The organism is Pseudoduganella sp. SL102 (assembly GCF_027856995.1).
Lineage (GTDB): Bacteria > Pseudomonadota > Gammaproteobacteria > Burkholderiales > Burkholderiaceae_D > Rugamonas > Rugamonas albidiflava.
In genome coordinates this window covers 4925557-4942098 of record NZ_CP115554.1, presented here as the reverse complement: position 1 = coordinate 4942098, position 16542 = coordinate 4925557, and the positions used below count along the sequence as shown (strand labels likewise).

Annotated in this window: 14 protein-coding genes; 8 read left to right on the top strand and 6 right to left on the bottom strand. The window is 64.7% G+C overall.

Annotated features, from left to right (window positions below):
* Window positions 1-6: 6 nt before the first annotated feature.
* The 6 genes from OU994_RS20825 to OU994_RS20800 form a co-directional block, all read right to left on the bottom strand.
* Complete coding sequence (locus OU994_RS20825; RefSeq protein ID WP_281607487.1) at window positions 7-2601, bottom strand: [protein-PII] uridylyltransferase; 2595 nt, start codon at window positions 2599-2601, stop codon at window positions 7-9.
* A gap of 4 nt (window positions 2602-2605) precedes the next feature.
* On the bottom strand, window positions 2606-3427 hold the full coding sequence (gene map / locus OU994_RS20820; RefSeq protein ID WP_281607486.1) for a type I methionyl aminopeptidase: 822 nt from the start codon (window positions 3425-3427) through the stop codon (window positions 2606-2608).
* Between the two features lie 314 nt (window positions 3428-3741).
* On the bottom strand, window positions 3742-5106 hold the full coding sequence (locus OU994_RS20815; RefSeq protein WP_281607485.1) for a PHB depolymerase family esterase: 1365 nt from the start codon (window positions 5104-5106) through the stop codon (window positions 3742-3744).
* Between the two features lie 82 nt (window positions 5107-5188).
* Window positions 5189-5596: a CopG family transcriptional regulator gene (locus OU994_RS20810; protein WP_281607484.1), complete on the bottom strand. Its 408-nt coding sequence runs from the start codon at window positions 5594-5596 to the stop codon at window positions 5189-5191.
* 114 nt (window positions 5597-5710) lie between these two features.
* Window positions 5711-6457 (bottom strand): hypothetical protein, encoded by a 747-nt coding sequence (locus OU994_RS20805; RefSeq protein WP_281607483.1) that lies wholly within the window; start codon window positions 6455-6457, stop codon window positions 5711-5713.
* Window positions 6458-6637: 180 nt separating this feature from the next.
* Window positions 6638-6961: a hypothetical protein gene (locus OU994_RS20800; RefSeq protein WP_131145276.1), complete on the bottom strand. Its 324-nt coding sequence runs from the start codon at window positions 6959-6961 to the stop codon at window positions 6638-6640.
* Window positions 6962-7170: 209 nt separating this feature from the next.
* On the opposite strand from OU994_RS20800, the gene OU994_RS20795 reads away from it, so the two are divergent.
* From OU994_RS20795 to ispC, 8 genes are all read left to right on the top strand, one after another.
* Complete coding sequence (locus OU994_RS20795) at window positions 7171-9297, top strand: TonB-dependent siderophore receptor (RefSeq protein WP_281607482.1); 2127 nt, start codon at window positions 7171-7173, stop codon at window positions 9295-9297.
* Window positions 9298-9498: 201 nt separating this feature from the next.
* Complete coding sequence (gene rpsB, locus OU994_RS20790) at window positions 9499-10251, top strand: 30S ribosomal protein S2 (RefSeq protein ID WP_130188838.1); 753 nt, start codon at window positions 9499-9501, stop codon at window positions 10249-10251.
* A gap of 177 nt (window positions 10252-10428) precedes the next feature.
* Window positions 10429-11343 (top strand): translation elongation factor Ts, encoded by a 915-nt coding sequence (gene tsf, locus OU994_RS20785; protein ID WP_131145278.1) that lies wholly within the window; start codon window positions 10429-10431, stop codon window positions 11341-11343.
* A 308-nt stretch (window positions 11344-11651) separates the two neighbouring features.
* Complete coding sequence (pyrH, locus tag OU994_RS20780; protein WP_131145279.1) at window positions 11652-12368, top strand: UMP kinase; 717 nt, start codon at window positions 11652-11654, stop codon at window positions 12366-12368.
* 170 nt (window positions 12369-12538) lie between these two features.
* Window positions 12539-13099 carry a ribosome recycling factor gene (frr, locus tag OU994_RS20775; protein ID WP_131145280.1) on the top strand — a complete coding sequence of 187 codons (561 nt, stop codon included), beginning with the start codon at window positions 12539-12541 and terminating at the stop codon, window positions 13097-13099.
* Between the two features lie 321 nt (window positions 13100-13420).
* On the top strand, window positions 13421-14164 hold the full coding sequence (gene uppS, locus OU994_RS20770) for a polyprenyl diphosphate synthase (RefSeq protein WP_281607481.1): 744 nt from the start codon (window positions 13421-13423) through the stop codon (window positions 14162-14164).
* A gap of 14 nt (window positions 14165-14178) precedes the next feature.
* On the top strand, window positions 14179-15012 hold the full coding sequence (locus OU994_RS20765; RefSeq protein ID WP_281607480.1) for a phosphatidate cytidylyltransferase: 834 nt from the start codon (window positions 14179-14181) through the stop codon (window positions 15010-15012).
* A 117-nt stretch (window positions 15013-15129) separates the two neighbouring features.
* The gene (gene ispC, locus OU994_RS20760; protein WP_281607479.1) at window positions 15130-16332 is read left to right on the top strand and encodes a 1-deoxy-D-xylulose-5-phosphate reductoisomerase; all 1203 of its coding nucleotides are present in this window, start codon (window positions 15130-15132) and stop codon (window positions 16330-16332) included.
* Window positions 16333-16542: the final 210 nt, after the last annotated feature.

Here is a 16542-nt window from a genome sequence, read left to right as displayed (position 1 = left end):
AGAAATTCAGACTTTCAATGCTTCCAGTAAATCGGTTTCCAGCTGCAACTGCGTGCGCGCGTTCGCCAGCGACTGGCCGTCGACGATGAACACGTCCTCCACCCGTTCGCCCAGGGTCATCACCTTGGCGGTGTGCAGGTTTACACGGTATTTCGTCAACACGTTGGCGATCGAGTACAGCAGGCCGGTGCGGTCGTTCGCCGTCACCGACAGCAGGTAGTACTGGCCGCGCTCGTCGGAACGCAGGTCCACCGTCGGCTGGATCGGGAAGGTGCGCGACAGGCGCGACAGGCGGCCGCGCACCGGCGGCTGGATCGGCGCCTGCGTTTGCAGCAGGTCGCACAGTTCGTGCTCGATCAGGTTGATGATGTCGCGGTAGCTCTTGGCGAAGCTCTGCTCCGTGACCAGGAACGTGTCGAGCGCGTAGCCGTGCCTGGTGGTGTGGATCTTGGCATCCAGGATCGAGAAATTCTTGCGGTCGAAGTAACCGCAGATGCGCGCGAACAGGTCCGGCTGGTCCTTGATGTAGACGGCAATCTGCAGGCCTTCGCCGATCGGCGCCAGGCGGCATTTCACGACGGGCTTTTCGCTGTCCAGGCGGTCGTACAGCGCGCGCGTCTGCCAGGCGATGTCGGAGGCGTCGTGGCGCAGGAAATACGCCATGTCCAGCTGCTTCCACAAGGCCTCGTGCGCCGATGGCGGCAGGCCGTACAGCCGCAGCGTGGCCAGCGCTTCCTGCTGGCGGTTCTTCAGCTCGCGGTCGGCCGAATGCGGTTCGCCGCCCAGCACGCGCAGGGTCATCTTGTACAGGTCTTCCAGCAGCTTGGCCTTCCAGGCGTTCCACACCTTCGGGCTGGTGCCGCGGATGTCGCACACCGTCAGCAGGTACAGACCGGTCAGGTGGCGCTCGTCGCGCACGGCCTTGGCGAAGGCCGCGATGACGTCCGGATCGGACAGGTCCTGCTTCTGCGCCACCGTCGACATCAGCAGGTGGTGCTCGACCAGGAACGCCACCAGCTCCGTTTCATCGGTGCTCATGCCGTGCTCCTGGCAGAACTGCACCGCATCGGCCACGCCCAGTTTCGAGTGGTCGCCGCCGCGGCCCTTGGCGATGTCGTGGAACAGCGCGGCCACGTACAGCAGCCAGTGCTGCGGGTAGTTCGCCATCAGCTGGCTGCAGTACGGGTATTCGTGCGCGTGTTCCGTCATCGTGAAGCGGCGCATGTTGCGCACCACCATCAGGATATGCTGGTCCACCGTGTAGACGTGGAACAGGTCGTGCTGCATCTGGCCGACGATCTTGCGGAAGTTCGGCAGGTAGCGGCCCAGGATCGACAGCTCGTTCATCCGGCGCAGCGCATGGATGATGCCGGACGGCGCCTGCAGGATGCGCAGGAAGTAGGCGCGGTTGACGGGATCGGCGCGGAAGGCCGCGTCGATCTTGAAGCGCTCGTGCCACAGCGCGCGCGTGGCGCGTGCCGTGATGCCTTTCAGGGCCGGGCGCTCGGTCATCAGCACGAAGATTTCCAGGATCGCCGAGGGCGTGCGCTCGAACACGTCGTCGCTGCTGATGTCGATGAAGCCGTTGACCTCGTTGAAGCGCTCGTTGATCGGGTGCTTGTCGCAACCCTGCGGGAACAGCATCGCTTCGATGTTCTGCAGCAGGATCGTGTTCAGCTGCACCACCGCCTTGGCGGCCCAGTAGTAGCGCTGCATCAGGTATTCGCTGGCGCGGCGCATGTGCACGCCGCTGCCGGTGGTCTGCAGGCCCAGGCTTTCGGCGATCGCCGTCTGCACGTCGAACACCAGGCGATCCTCGCGGCGGCCGGCATGCAGGTGCAGGCGCACGCGGATATCCTTGAAGGCGCGCTCCTTTTCCATCAGCTGGCGCGCCTCGGTCTGCGTGATCAGGCCGCGCGTGGCCAGCGTGCGCCACGAACTGGCCAGGCCCGCGGCCTTGGCCATCCACAGGATCACCTGCAGGTCGCGCAGGCCGCCGGGGCTTTCCTTGCAGTTGGGTTCCAGCGAGAACGCCGTGTCTTCATACTTGGCGTGCCGCTGGCGCATCTCGCTGGTCTTGGCGTGGAAGAAGGCCTGCGGATCCATCGCCGCGTCGTATTCCTTTTGCAGCCGCGCGAACAGGTCGGCGTCGCCGGTCACCAGGCGGGCTTCGAGCAGGCTCGTCTGCACGGTGATGTCGGCCTCGGACTCGGCCAGGCATTCCTCCACCGTGCGGATCGCCGAGCCGATTTCCAGGCCCAGGTCCCACAGCAGCTGCACCAGTTCTTCCAGGCGGTGGCGGGTCTCTTCGTCCGGGCTGTGGCCCAGCAGGATCAGCACGTCCACGTCCGAGTACGGGAACAGTTCGCCGCGGCCATAGCCGCCCACGGCCACCAGCGCCGCGTTCGGCGGCAGGCCGGCCGCCTGCCAGGCCTGCGTGAGCACTTCGTCGACGCTCTGGCGCAGGCTGCGCAGCAGTTTTTCCGGCTTGCCATCCTCGCGGAACGTGGCAATCACGACCTGGCGGTCGGACTTCAGCCGCAGCTTGAGGGAGCTGCGCAGCTGTTCGCGGGGATCGCTGTTCATCGCGAGGGAAGACATGGGGTCAGGCCGCGGCCTTGGCCTGGGTGATGAACGCCGGCGGCGGTGGCGAACCGGCGGACAGCGTGAGCACCTCGTAGCCGGTTTCCGTGACCAGCACCATGTGCTCCCACTGGGCCGACAGGCTGCGGTCCTTGGTCTTGATGGTCCAGCCGTCGCCCATTTCGCGGATCTCGCGGCGGCCGGCATTGATCATCGGCTCGATCGTGAAGATCATGCCCGGCTTGAGTTCCTCGCCGGTGCCGGGCTTGCCGTAGTGGAGTACCTGGGGTTCTTCGTGGAAGACCTTGCCGATGCCATGGCCGCAGAATTCGCGCACCACGCTGTAGCCGGCCTTCTCGGCATGCACCTGGATCGCGTGGCCGATGTCGCCGAAGTGGCCGCCCGGGCGCACCTGGGCGATGCCCAGCCACATGCATTCATAGGTGATCTCGGTGAGGCGCTTGGCCAGGATCGTCGGCGGGCCGATGTAGAACATGCGGCTGTTGTCGCCGTGGTAGCCATCCTTGGTGATGATCGTGATATCCAGGTTCACCACGTCGCCCGCCTTCAGGACCTTGTCGCCGGGGATGCCATGGCAGATCACGTCGTTGACGGACGTGCAGATGGCCTTCGGATATGGCGGATAGCCGGGCGGCTGGTAATTCAGCGGCGCCGGCACGGTGCCTTGCACATTCGTCATGTACTCGTGGCACAGGCGGTCCAGCTCGCCGGTGGTGACACCGGGCTTGACGAAGGGGGTGATGTAGTCGAGGACTTCGGCGCCGAGGCGGCCGGCAATGCGCATGCCTTCGATGTCTTCGGGGGTCTTGATCGTGATGGCCATGTTTCTTGATTGATTCGGGCGACAAACCACGATTATAGACGACGCGGACCTGGAGAGTTGCGCTTGCCGCGGAACGGCTGTTGGCGGTTTTTGGTGGCCACTATGAGGACGAGCCGAAGGTGTTCGACACTTTCTTCTGGGCGGTTTCCAGAAGATGTTGAAAGTGATACGACACATTGAGAGCGCATGCGTTCACCCCAACGGCGGAGGGCTGGGGTCAGACCCGGCGGGTCTGACCCCGGATTTTGCACTTGGGGTTGACTATCTAAGCGGCATTTCCTGCTATCACCGGTTTATTCACCGGGTTCGATCGATCAGCCCCGTGCCACGCTCGCAAAGAACCGCACCATCTCCCGGCTGGCATCCGGCCCGGTCGGATCGGTATAGCTGCCGCTGGCGCTGCCGCCGGCCCACGCGTGCCCGGCGCCATGGAGTTCCCAGTGCTCGGCCAGCACCCGGCCATCCTTGCCCTTGTGGACCGTGCGCGTATATTTGCGCCCGCCACTGGCCTTGGACGTCTCCACTTCCGGCGTTCCGGCTTCATGGGCTACCAGGCCGTGCTGGAGCACGTCGTCGCCGTTCTTCCGGTTCACGGTGTGGTCCTTGTCGCCGTGGAACACGATCAGCGGCGGGCTGGCCACCGGCTGCGCATTACCCTTCGCCCCCTGCTGCATGGCCTGCAACGCGGATGGCAAATCCGTCGCGCTGCCGAACGGCAGCCCGGAATGCACGCCGACGGCTTGGAACAGTTCCGGATACAGGGCGCCCACCACGACTGCCATGGCGCCGCCTGCCGACAGGCCGGCAATGCTGACCCGCGCCGGATCGACCGCGTAATCCGCCATCACCTGCCGGGCGATGCCGGCGATGATCGCCGGCTCGCCCCGTTCGCGCTGCTGGTCGGCGGCGCTGAACCAGTTCCAGCATTTCGAGCTGTTGGCCTGCTGCGACTGGCAGGGATAGGCCACCAGGCAACCGGTTTCCTCCGCCACCTGGTTCATGCGGGTGCCGGCGGCGAAATCGTCCGGGTCCTGCGTGCAGCCGTGCAGCATCACCACCAGCGGCACCGGCTGGCCTACCTTGTACGTGCTCGGCACATACAGCTTGTAGCCGCGGGTGCCGGCCTGGCAAGTGAAGCTGGCGCTGTCGAAGCGCGCGCCATCCGGCAGCGGCGGAGGAGGCGGGCGCTTGCGGGCGCCGGGCAGCTTGCCGTTCTTCAGCTGGTCGCGCAGCGCTTCGGGCAGGCCGTCCAGCAGGTTTTCCGGCAGGCCCTGGAACCCGCCCTGCATGCCTCCTTTGAACTTGTCCTTCAAGCCGTCGGCGAAGCCTTCCGGCAGCGTGATGCCGGCCTTGGCAAGGATGTCGGCGAGGCCGGACGCCGCGGCGGGAGCCTTCGGCTTGTCGTCCTTCGCGGCGTGCGGCGGCTGCTGGTTCGGTGCGGCCTTCCGGGCGCGAGGGATGGGGCGTGAAGGCGCTTTTTCCGGCGGCGCGTTCAGGTCTTTCATCGTGGCGCCCGGCGGCGGCGCCGCGTGGACGGTGTCACCGGTCCCCGTGGCGGCTGGCTCGGCATCGCCGGCCAGTGCGCGCTGGATCGCGGCGGTGGCGGCCATCGGGCCGTCTTTCATCAAGTCTTGCGTGGCTGCCTGCAGGCGGGCCATCAGTGCGGAATCGAATTTCATATCGTGCCTTCCATAGGGGTTGAGGCGTGGATGAGTGAAGCTCAGGACAGCGGAGCTGTCGGCATGAAGCCGGTGGTGCGGTTCAGCTGATGCGGCCGGCGAGGGCCGCCTTGACTGCCGGGCTGGCGTGCAGCGCGCCGAGCACGGTGATCGACTGGATGGTGGCCGCCGCCAGTTCGCCCGTCACATCCGGGGCGATGGTGGCCAGGCCGAGCACGCGGATGTTGAGCATTTCACCGGCGGCGCGGGCCGCTTCGAGGTCGGCGCTGGAAAACTGCTGCAAGCCCAGCACAAACTGGTTGCGCTCGACCGTCTGGCGCACTACGTCCGCGTGCTGGTTCAACTGGTTGCGGATCGCTGTGCGGATCAGGTCTGTCCGGTTGGCATAAAAACCCTGCTGCACGAGCAGGTCGATCTGCCCCAGGTCGACCGGGAACAGATTGATCGTGATTTTTTCCGAATCGGCGGGGCGTAGTTTCAGGTCGGGCATGTTTTATCTTCCTTTTGCCATCCAAGTGGATGGTATATGGATGATTCTAGCCGGTTTTCAAGGGTCCTGATCGCGACTGCGCGAATTATTTTGCGTAGCGGGCCAGCGCCATCGCTAGAACAGTTCGTTGGCAAATGTGCCCGGCGCGCCGTTGCCTGCCTGCCGATGCGGGTATTTCCACTGTTTCCGCACCTTGTTGATTTTCCGGACGCTGCCGGTTTCCCGGGCCTCGCCGGCTTTCCCTGCCTTGCCTGCTTTTCCGGCCTTGCCGGTCTTGTGAAGCTCGCCGGGCTTTTGACGGTCGCCTACTTCCTGGCGGTTGGCGGACTTGATATTGCGAGCCTGCGGTTTGCCGGCCAGCGAATCAGCCGGCCGTCGCCGGCCCTCGGGGTCTATCCGCACGGCGTCGAACATGGCGCCGCCCCACAGCAGCACGAGCTGGCCCGGATTCCGGACATACACATCCGTACAGCCGAGCTCGATCATGGTGACCGGGTTCGGCAGCCGCAACCGTTGCGCGCTGGAGTGGAGTTTGGCCTGCATGTGCGATTCGGGTGCGACCCGTTCCGCCCAGAACTCCGGCGCGGGACAGACTTCCTGGTCCACCTTCACGTCCGTCGCGCTGATCGCCAGGGTCTTCCCCAGCAGTGTTTTCGCTTCCGCCGCATCGAGCGAAGCGATCGAGGCAAGGTCGAGGACGGCGACGAGCTTCCAGTGGCCGATCACGCTGCGGTCGCGGAATTCGGCGGCGGCGCAGGCCGGGCGGCCGATAGCGAGGAGGAGGGCGGTTGTCAGCGCCAGCAGGCTGGTTGCTGTACGCCACCGGTGACAGCGGGCGTGGTGCGGGAAAACGACTGCCATGATTACTCCTGAGAATTGTGCTCAGGAGCAAAATATCGAAATTTCCGGCGCCGGCCTTGCGGCAGGCCAAGGCTGGCGGCGAGGCTGCGCCGCGATGCGGCGCGATGTCCTCTATGTGGCGCGAGGAGGGCAGGGCGGCGCCGGACGCCGCGCCGGTCGTCCGTGCCGGTAACGCGGCGGTCAGGAACCGGCGCGGTGTTGCGTCAGGTCGTCGGCACCCGTCATATACCCTTCGTCCGCCGCCAGTTGCGCATCGGGCGGCAATTTCTCGTGCCCGCGCGCGCGCTCCAGCAACACCTGGACGGTGTCGATCTTGTGGCGGATAGCTTCGGCCAGCGAGGCCAGGGTCAATGGCTCGGGCAGCATCATTTCCGCCGCTTCGGCGGCCCTCGCCGCGGGGTGGCTCCGTTCCAGTTCGCCCTGTGCGCCGCTTTCGTCGCGTTCGACGAGTTGCAGTGCATGCCGCAGCCCTTGTTCCAGTTGCTCGAGTCGGCTCGATTCCATGTCCACCTCCAGAAGATAGGGGCATTCAGGATACGCCGCTGAGCCGTACGGCGCCGTCCGATAGCCCGGGGCGCTCATCGCCTGCTACCCATCGGCTGCCACACATTGCCACAAGTTAGCATTCATGAAATAATATGAATGATAATTATTCGCATTTGTGTGTGCCCGCCGTGGTCGTGCCGGATGCTCCATCGAGAGAGAGAACAACAATGATCCTGAAACAGACACCCGTCGCAGTGGCCGTGCTGCTGCTTGTCCATGGCGCCGCGCTGGCCGGTCCGGCCGATGCGCCGGTGGAGGGCCAGCCGGCCGTTGTCACCATCACGGGTGCCCGCGCCGACGCGGCGGCCTACAACCCGCCCGCCTCGACCAGCGCCATGAAGATCGAAGCACCGCTGCGCGACATCCCGCAGACCGTCAATGTGATCCCCGAACAGCTGCTGCGCGACCAGGCGGTGCTGTCGATGGAAGATGCCATGAAGTCCGTGCCCGGGGTGGGCCTGTCGCATGGCGATGGCCAGCGCGACCAGGTCACGCTGCGTGGCTTTTCCGCCATTGCCGACCAGTTCGTGGATGGCTTCCGCGACGATGCGCTGTACTTCCGCGACATGTCGAACGTGGAACGGATCGAGGTGCTGAAAGGGCCGGCGGCGGTGCTGTACGGACGCGGCTCGTCCGGCGGCCTGATCAATCGCATCACCAAGCGGCCGGGGATCGACCGCAGCGAGGTGACCGTGCGCGTGGGCAGTCACAACGGGCGGCGCGGCGAAGTGGACATCGCGCGCACGCTGGGCGGGAAGGGCATGGCGTTCCGGGTGACCGGCGCGGTCGAGCGGGCCGATGGCTACCGCGACCAGCAATTCCTCGACCGGGATGCGATCGCGCCATCCCTGATGGTGCCGCTGGGTGCGGACACGAGCCTGCTGCTGCAGGCCGAGCACCTGTCCGATCGCCGGGTGACCGACTTCGGCATCCCGTCGTTCCAGGGGCGCCCCGTGGAGGTGCCGGCCGGCACGTATTATGGTGCCGCCAACGCGCGCGATGCCGATTACTCGCACGCCGAGGTCACGGCCGGCGGGTTCACGCTGGAGCACCGCTTCAGTGACCGGCTTGCTATCCGCAACGCCTTCCGAAAGTACGATTACACGCTGTCGCGCAACAATACGCTGGTCGGCGCCGTCAACGAGGCCGCGCTGACGGCTTCGCTGAACCGCACCAACCTGCGCCGCGAAGAAAAGGGCTGGTTCAACCAGACGGAAGTCACGCATACCGCGTCGCTGGCCGGCATGACCCACAAGATCCTGTACGGCGTCGAGGTGGGCAAGCAGGACAAGGACCAGGTCAACCGCTCACGCAGCAACGTGGCCACCGTTGCACTGTTCAATCCGGTGCTGCCCGTGCTGCCGCTGGCGGTGGATGCGGCGCCGGCCACGGATAACCGGGGTATCTTCACCACGCGCGGCGCCTACGTGCAGGACCTGATCGAGCTGGCGCCGGAATGGAAGGCGCTGGCCGGCGTGCGCTACGACCGCTTCGAGCAGGAAACCCGCGAGCGCCGGGCAGGGCAGTCGAACCTGCAGCGCGTGGATGCGGACTGGAGCCCGCGCGCCGGCCTGGTCTGGCAGCCGGGCGCGAGCCAGTCGTACTATGCGTCGTTCAGCCGCTCGTTCCAGCCCTCCGCCGAGAACTTCCCGCTGGCTGCGAACAATGCCCAGATCGCGCCCGAGGAAACCACCAACAAGGAAATCGGCGGCAAGTTCGATTTCCTGGGCGGCGCCGTTTCCGCGACCGCCGCGCTGTTCCGGCTGGAGCGGACCAATGTCAAGTTCACCGATCCCGTCACTAATACGCTGGTGCCGGTCGGTACCCAGCGTTCCGACGGCCTCGAGCTGACGCTGGCCGGGCAGTTCGCGCAAGGCTGGCAGGTCTGGTCCGGCTACTCGTTCCTCGATGCGAAAGTCACGTCGTCCCCGGCGCTGGACAGCAGCGACAACGTGCTCAAGCGCGTGCCCGTGGAGGGCAAGCGTGCCACGCTGGCGCCGCGGCACAGTGCCAACCTGTGGATCGCGAAATCGTTCAGCGCGGCGCTGCGTGCCGGCGTGGGCTTCGTCGCTGTGGGGGAGCGCTTCGCCAACCCGGGCAACACCGTGACCTTGCCGGGCTATGCGACCGTGGACGCGATGGTGGGTTACCGGATCGCCGCCATCGACCTGCAGCTCAATGTCAGCAACCTGCTCGACCGCGGCTATATCGTGTCCGGGCATGGCAGCGCGCCGAACCTGAACATGCCGGGCGCGCCGCGTGGCGCAAGGCTGACGGCCAGGTACCAGTTCTGAGCGGGGAGCGGACGACCGGCCTTGGCGATGCACAAGAAGAACGTTTGATTGTTTACCGGTCTTCCGCTAAAATGCCGGGTTGCTCGGACTCGTTCCTTGCAATGTTGTAAAAACCCCACTTTTTAATAAACTCGAACCTGCTCTGCAAGGGTGCCCGCAAGGGTGACTGAGCTGGTTCCAGACCCAACCCTGGAGTAAAACATGTCTGTAACGATGCGTGAAATGCTGGAAGCCGGCGTCCACTTCGGTCACCAAACCCGATTCTGGAACCCAAAGATGGCTCCGTTCATCTTCGGCCACCGCAACAAGATTCACATCATCAACCTGGAAAAGACCATGGAGCTGTACCAGGAGGCGATGAAGACTGTTCGCCAACTGTCCGCCAACCGTGGCACGATCCTGATGGTGGGCACCAAGCGCCAGGCACGCGACATCGTCGCCGCCGAAGCACAGCGCGCAGGTGTTCCTTACGTCGACCAGCGCTGGCTGGGCGGCATGCTGACCAACTTCAAGACCATCAAGACCTCGATCAAGCGCCTGAAGGACATGGAAGCGCAAGTGGCCGACGGTTCCGTGGAAAAGCTGACCAAGAAAGATGCACTGCTGTTCAGCCGTGAAATGGAAAAGCTGCAGAAGTCCATCGGCGGCATCAAGGATATGGGCGGCGTGCCTGACGCGATCTTCGTGATCGACGTCGGCTACCACAAAGGCGCGATCACCGAAGCCCAGAAGCTGGGTATCCCGGTCATCGGCATCGTCGATACCAACCACTCGCCAGCCGGCGTGACCCACGTCATCCCGGGTAACGACGACTCGTCCAAGGCAATCAGCCTGTACGCCCGCGGCGTGGCAGATGCGATCCTGGAAGGCCGTGCCAACGCGTCGACCGAAGTGCTGGAGTCGATCAAGACGGCAGAAGGCGACGAGTTCGTGGAAGTCAACGAGCAGGCGTAAGCAAGGCCGGTCCCGATGTCCGTCTCCGGGCGGACATCGGCACTACACATTAGGCTGTTAATTTAGCCTAGAAAAAAGGGGTGGCTTCCGGCTCCCCTTTTTTTTAACGAGACGCCGGATGAGCAGGCTGCCGCAAGGCGCCGCCCCGGCAACCCCACCGAATACAGGAGAAAACATATGGCAGCGATTACCGCAGCAATGGTCGGCGAACTGCGCGCGAAGACCGACGCACCGATGATGGAATGCAAGAAGGCCCTGACCGAAGCGGCCGGCGACATGGACAAGGCGGAAGAGATCCTGCGCGTCAAGCTGGGCGGCAAGGCAGCCAAGGCTTCCGCGCGCGTGACCGCTGAAGGCGTTGTCGCAGCATTCATCTCGGGCAACGTGGGCGCCCTGGTCGAAGTGAACTCCGAAACCGACTTCGTCGCCAAGAACGACGACTTCCTGGCACTGGCGAACACCGCCGCGCGCCTGGCTGCCGAGAAGAACCCGGCCGACGTGGCTGCCCTGCTGGCGCTGCCGACCGAATCCGGCCAGACGCTGGAAGAAGTGCGCTCCGCCCTGGTTGGCAAGATCGGCGAAAACATGTCGATCCGCCGCTTCCAGCGCTTCGAGACGACCGGCAAGCTGGCGTCGTACCTGCACGGCACGAAGATCGGCGTGATCGTCGACTTCGAAGGCGCCGATGACCAGGTGGGCAAGGATGTCGCCATGCACATCGCCGCAATGAAGCCGGTGTCGCTGTCCGCGGACCAGGTGCCTGCCGAAATGATCGAGAAAGAGCGCTCGGTTGCCCAGGCCAAGGCCGATGAGGACGCAGCCAAGGCCGCCGCCGAAGGCAAGCCTGCCCAGTCGCCGGAAATCGTCGCCAAGCGCCTCGAAGGTTCCGTGCAGAAGTACCTGAAGGAAGTGTCGCTGCTGAACCAGGCATTCGTGAAGAACGACAAGCAGTCCGTCGAGCAGATGCTGAAGGCCGCCAACGCGACCGTGAAAGGCTTCACCATGTACGTGGTGGGCGAAGGCATTGAAAAGAAAGTGGACGATTTCGCCGCTGAAGTGGCAGCCCAGATGGCTGCTTCCAAGGGAGCGTAATCAAATAAACGGGCCGCAAGGCCCGTTTTTTTAGAGTTCGCAGCAGGGAATTGCCACGGCGCCCATGGCCTCAAGCAATACCCACCGGCAGAAGCCGGGGTCAGACCCGCCGGGTCTGACCCCTGTACTTCGCCGTTGGGGGTGCAAGGGTGCCCCACAATGCCTTCCCGCGACTCTGTACCGAACGCAATATCCATCCGTCCCTCGAGAAGGTCGCACGGTTGGAGCACCACCCCGGCACAAGGAGCTTTACAGCTATCATTGCCGCCGGGATGTCACCGAATACATTTACTTAGGAGCCCCAGCTCATGTCAAAACCAGCCTACAAGCGCGTCCTCCTCAAATTGTCCGGTGAAGCCCTGATGGGCGATGACCCGTACGGCATCAACCGCGGCACGATCGAGCGGATGGTCGCCGACGTGGCCGAGGTCGCGAAACTGGGCGTGGAACTGGCAGTCGTGATCGGCGGCGGCAATATCTTCCGTGGCGTGGCGCCTGGCGCCCAAGGCATGGACCGCGCCACCGCCGACTACATGGGCATGCTGGCCACCGTGATGAACGCGCTGGCCCTGGCCGACGCGATGCGCCACGTGGGCGTCGTCGCGCGCGTGATGTCGGCGATCGGCATCGAGCAGGTCGTCGAGCCCTACGTGCGCCCGAAGGCGCTGCAATACCTGGAAGAAGGCAAGGTCGTCATTTTCGCGGCCGGCACCGGCAACCCGTTCTTCACCACCGATACCGCCGCCGCGCTGCGCGGTTCGGAAATGTCGGCCGAGATCGTGCTGAAGGCCACCAAGGTCGACGGCGTGTACACGGCCGATCCGAAGAAGGACCCGGAAGCCACGCTGTACGACACCATCAGCTTCGACGAAGCGATCGCCAAGCAGCTGCAGGTGATGGACGCCACCGCCTTCGCGCTGTGCCGCGACCAGAAGCTGCCGATCAAGGTCTTCTCGATCACCAAGCCAGGCGCGATGATGCGCGTGATCATGGGTGAGCAAGAAGGCACCCTCGTCCACGTGTGAGGGGGTCGCGCCTGACCTGCTGCGCGTTGCATTGGCGATCTCCAGTACTCGCCGTACATTGAGTACGGCTCCGTGCTTCAATCGCAACTGCTGCCGCTCGCGACGGTCATGCGCTGACCCGAGGCGCTATCATAGATCAAACAGAATTCGTAAAAACACAGGAGAGCAGCATGTCTACCGCTGACATCAAGAAGAACGCCCAGGACAAGATGGCGAAATCGCTGGAAACGCTGAAAAGCGACCTGGCAAAAGTGCGTACCGGCCGTGCCCACGTGGGCATTCTCGACCACGTGACGGTCGATTACTACGGCAATCCCACGGCGATCAACCAGGTGGCCAACCTGACGCTGATCGACGCCCGCACCATCGGCGTGACCCCGTTTGAAAAGAAGATGGGCGCCGCGATCGAAAAAGCGATCCGCGATTCGGACCTGGGCCTGAACCCGTCCGCCCAGGGTGACACGATCCGCGTGCCGACCCCGGCGCTGACCGAAGAGCGCCGCAAGGAAATGGTCAAGCTGTGCAAGGGCGAAGCCGAGGATGCCAAGATCGCCGTCCGCAACATCCGCCGCGACGCCAACGAACAGCTCAAGAAGCTCACCAAGGACAAGGCCATCTCGGAAGACGAAGAGCGCCGCGCCTCCGACGACGTGCAGAAGCTGACCGACAAGGCGATTGCCGACATCGACAAGATCGTTGCCGAGAAAGAGAAGGAAGTGCTGACGGTGTAACACCCGAAGCAGCAAAGAACGGTTGAGTTCCGGGGTCTGTCCCCGGTAAGTGAAGGCTCCAGCGCTTGCCACCGGTTTTTCCAGGGGACTGACCCCAGATTTTTGCCTGCGCCGTCGCAATGCCGGCAAAAATCTGGGGTCAGTCCCCTGTTTAGTTGCTTGCGAGCGCGAGAGCCGGCACTTACCGGGGACAGACCCCGGTTCGCAAGCGCTCTCCGCAACATCGAGGAGCCCCATTATCAAGAAAATATTTCTTGAAAAATAGGTGCCTGTCCCCGGTTTTTTTTGTACAGTTCATCTTTTGGCGTAAAAGCGTTACTAATGAGATATACCAGTTCGACGACCGCGGTGCCCGATGTACCGAATGTGCCGCGCCATGTGGCGATCATCATGGACGGCAACGGCCGTTGGGCCACCAAGCGCTTCCTGCCCCGCGTGGCGGGCCACGTCAAGGGCGTGGAGGCGGTGCGCACCGTCGTCGAGGCCTGCGTCAGCCGCGGTATCGAGTACCTGACGGTGTTCGCGTTCAGTTCGGAAAACTGGCGCCGCCCGGAAGAGGAAGTGTCCCTGCTGATGCGCCTGTTCGTCACGGCGCTCGAGCGCGAAGTGGCCAAGATGCACGCCAATGACATCCGCCTGAAGGTGGTCGGCGACCTGTCCCGCTTCGACGGCAAGCTGCGCGACATGATCTCGGCCGCCGAGCGCAAGACTGCCAACAACACCCGCCTCACGGTGACCGTGTGCGCCAACTATGGCGGCCGCTGGGATATCATGCAGGCAATCGGCAAGATGGTGGCGGCCCATCCCGGCGCCACGGATTTCTCCGAAGCGCAGCTGGCGCCGCACCTGGCCATGGCGTATGCGCCCGAGCCGGACCTGTTCATCCGCACCGGTGGCGAAGAGCGCATCTCGAACTTCCTGCTGTGGCAGCTGGCTTACACCGAGCTGTATTTCACGGACACGTACTGGCCCGATTTCACCGCCGAGAAGCTGGACGAAGCCATTGCGTCCTACCAGCACCGGGAGCGCCGCTTCGGCCGCACCGGCGAACAACTGAAAAAATAACAACACCAACGAGCATGCTGAAAACCCGGATCATTACTGCCGTCATCCTGTTCGTCGTGCTGGTGGCGGTGCTGTTCTCCGGTTCGCTGCCGGCCGTGCAGGCACTGGTCGCCGTCGCGTTCCTCGCCGTCACCTGGGAAAGCTTCCGGCTGTTCAAGCTGCGCGCACCCATCGTCGTCGCGGCCTGCTGGACGGTGGCGTTCGCCTACACGTTCTTCTTCAACGCCGGCCTGGAGCAGGCCCGCTTCTGGCTCGCGCTGGGCGTGGCGATCTGGCTGCTGCGCTTCTTCCCGTCGCTGAAGGTGGGCTTGCCGCCGCTGGAAGGCTTCGGCAACACGCTGCTGGCGATGGTGTACGCGGCCACGGTGGTCTCGTGTTTCGTGGCGATCCTCGTGCTGTTCCAGCGTTCCGCGCTGTACCTGGTTTCCGCGATGGCGCTCGTGTTCATCGCCGACATCGGTGCCTATGCGGCCGGCAAGAAGTTCGGCAGGCGCAAGCTGGCCCCCTCGATTTCACCCGGCAAGTCGGTCGAAGGCGCGATCGGCGGCTGGATCGCCGTGCTCGTGCTGTCCATCGCCACCATCCTGGCCGCGCCATACCAGCCGTGGCTGCAGGATACCTTCGCCGTGCGCATGCAGGCGAAACTGGGCTGGGGCATTGCCCTGGTCACGCTCTCCGTGATCGTCGGCGCGTCGATCGTCGGCGACCTGTTCGAATCCCAGCTGAAGCGCCGCGCCGGCTTCAAGGACAGCAGCAACCTGCTGCCCGGCCACGGCGGCGTGCTCGACCGTATTGATGCGCTGGTGCCGGTGCTGCCGATCGCGGCGCTGATCGGCGGCTGGCTGTAACGCGTACATGCCGGCATCGGCCCTGGCGTCGACGTGGCCTCGCGCCGTGCCACGAGCACCGGTGGCGGCGCGATGTCCGGCCATCGCCGGTCCTGGCGAGTCTCAAAGGAAATGACAATGCAAAGCATCACCATCCTCGGCGCCACCGGCTCGATCGGCGTCTCCACGCTCGACGTCATCGCGCGCCATCCCGACCGTTACACCGTGTACGCGCTGTCCGCGCACAGCCGGGTCGAGGAACTGGCCGCGCAGTGCCGGCAGTTCCAGCCGAAAGTGGCCGTCGTGGGCACCGCCGACGCGGCGGACCAGCTGGCCGCGCTGCTGCGGGCGATGGGCCTGGCAACCCAGGTGGCGTGGGGTGAACAGGCGCTGTGCGACATCGCCGCCGCCGGCGAAGTCGATGGCGTGATGGCCGCGATCGTCGGCGCCGCCGGCCTGGCGCCCACGCTGGCCGCCGCGCGGGCCGGCAAGAAAGTCATGCTGGCCAACAAGGAGGCGCTGGTGATGTCCGGCCAGCTGTTCATGGATGCCGTGCAGGAAAGCGGCGCCACGCTGCTGCCGATCGACTCCGAGCACAACGCCATCTTCCAGTGCCTGCCGGCCGACTACCGCCGCGTGCCCGCGGCCGCCGGCGTCACCAAGATCCTGCTCACCGCCTCCGGCGGGCCGTTCCTGAAGCGCGCCGTGGAAACGCTCGATGCCGTCACGCCGGCCGAAGCGTGCAAGCACCCGAAGTGGGTGATGGGCCGCAAGATCTCGGTCGACTCCGCCACGATGATGAACAAGGGCCTGGAAGTGATCGAGGCGCACTGGCTGTTCGGCGCGCCGGCCGCGCAGATCGAGGTCGTGATCCATCCGCAGTCGGTGATCCACTCGATGGTGTCGTATGCCGACGGTTCGGTGATCGCCGAGCTGGGCAACCCGGACATGCGTACGCCGATCGCCAATGCGCTGGCTTACCCGGAACGCATCGACTCGGGTGTCGCCCAGCTCGACCTCACGCAGGTCGGCACGCTGCAGTTCGAGAAGCCCGACTTCAACCGTTTCCCGTGCCTGGCGCTGGCGTACGACGCCCTGAACGCCGGCGGCACCGCGCCGGCGCTGCTCAACGCGGCCAACGAAGTGGCCGTGCAAGCCTTCCTCGAGGAGCGCATCGGCTTCCGCCAGATCGACCGCGTGATCGCCGGCGTGATGGATGCGCTGCCGCACGGCCCGGCGTCGTCGATCGATGCCGTGATGGCGCAGGATGCGGCGGCGCGTGCCGCGGCCGAACGCGCCATCGCCGCCCTCGGCCATCCGCAGAAGGCGGCCAGCGCCTGACCGGGTTACACTCGGTAGGCTGAGATTGATCCAGCCGGATTTCAGCCGGCTGAGATTCACGCCTGCTGGATTCGCCCCGGCTGATTTTCACCTGGTTGAATTCCAGCTGGCTGAATCTCATCTGGCTGAATCTTACCCGGCTGAACTCACCGGGCCGAATTTCACCCGAGCGCATTGACCTGAACCGGGTTCCAGCCGACCCGCCTTTCA

What these genes read in the sequence shown, in the direction of transcription:
- OU994_RS20825 (WP_281607487.1), bottom strand. Translation starts at nt 2,601, where the DNA reads ATGTCTTCCCTCGCGATGAACAGCGATCCCCGCGAACAGCTGCGCAGC.
- map (WP_281607486.1), bottom strand. Translation starts at nt 3,427, where the DNA reads ATGGCCATCACGATCAAGACCCCCGAAGACATCGAAGGCATGCGCATT.
- OU994_RS20815 (WP_281607485.1), bottom strand. Translation starts at nt 5,106, where the DNA reads ATGAAATTCGATTCCGCACTGATGGCCCGCCTGCAGGCAGCCACGCAA.
- OU994_RS20810 (WP_281607484.1), bottom strand. Translation starts at nt 5,596, where the DNA reads ATGCCCGACCTGAAACTACGCCCCGCCGATTCGGAAAAAATCACGATC.
- OU994_RS20805 (WP_281607483.1), bottom strand. Translation starts at nt 6,457, where the DNA reads ATGGCAGTCGTTTTCCCGCACCACGCCCGCTGTCACCGGTGGCGTACA.
- OU994_RS20800 (WP_131145276.1), bottom strand. Translation starts at nt 6,961, where the DNA reads ATGGAATCGAGCCGACTCGAGCAACTGGAACAAGGGCTGCGGCATGCA.
- OU994_RS20795 (WP_281607482.1), top strand. Translation starts at nt 7,171, where the DNA reads ATGATCCTGAAACAGACACCCGTCGCAGTGGCCGTGCTGCTGCTTGTC.
- rpsB (WP_130188838.1), top strand. Translation starts at nt 9,499, where the DNA reads ATGTCTGTAACGATGCGTGAAATGCTGGAAGCCGGCGTCCACTTCGGT.
- tsf (WP_131145278.1), top strand. Translation starts at nt 10,429, where the DNA reads ATGGCAGCGATTACCGCAGCAATGGTCGGCGAACTGCGCGCGAAGACC.
- pyrH (WP_131145279.1), top strand. Translation starts at nt 11,652, where the DNA reads ATGTCAAAACCAGCCTACAAGCGCGTCCTCCTCAAATTGTCCGGTGAA.
- frr (WP_131145280.1), top strand. Translation starts at nt 12,539, where the DNA reads ATGTCTACCGCTGACATCAAGAAGAACGCCCAGGACAAGATGGCGAAA.
- uppS (WP_281607481.1), top strand. Translation starts at nt 13,421, where the DNA reads ATGAGATATACCAGTTCGACGACCGCGGTGCCCGATGTACCGAATGTG.
- OU994_RS20765 (WP_281607480.1), top strand. Translation starts at nt 14,179, where the DNA reads ATGCTGAAAACCCGGATCATTACTGCCGTCATCCTGTTCGTCGTGCTG.
- ispC (WP_281607479.1), top strand. Translation starts at nt 15,130, where the DNA reads ATGCAAAGCATCACCATCCTCGGCGCCACCGGCTCGATCGGCGTCTCC.